The 297-nt window shown below is 58.6% G+C and carries 1 protein-coding gene; it reads right to left on the bottom strand.

Annotated features, from left to right (window positions below; all coding sequences use genetic code 11):
• Positions 1–297, bottom strand: a 297-nt coding sequence (locus tag JUJ53_RS24055) for a calcium-binding protein (RefSeq protein ID WP_275415843.1), incomplete at both ends; no start/stop codon positions are given.

Genomic DNA, 297 nt, shown 5'->3' with positions numbered 1-297 from the left:
TTCCATCGCCACCAATGAGGATGTCATTTCCGGTTCCCCCCAAGAGACGATCGTCCCCGGTGCCGCCATTGAGAGTGTCATTCCCGTCGCCGCCAATGAGGCGATCATTTCCCTCGCCGCCCAAGAGGCGATCGTCCCCGGTGCCGCCATTTAAGATGTCATTCCCGGTACCGCCATTCAAAGTATCGTTACCCTCGCCGCCCAAGAGGCGATCGTCCCCACCGCCGCCATTTAGGGTGTCATCCCCTTCGCCGCCATCCAAGGCGTCATTCTCTTCAGTGCCATTCAAGATGTCAT

It is taken from the genome of Leptolyngbya sp. CCY15150, from assembly GCF_016888135.1.
GTDB lineage: Bacteria > Cyanobacteriota > Cyanobacteriia > RECH01 > RECH01 > RECH01.
The sequence above is the reverse complement of the archived record's forward strand: the minus strand, read 5'-3'. Positions and strand labels throughout refer to the sequence as shown.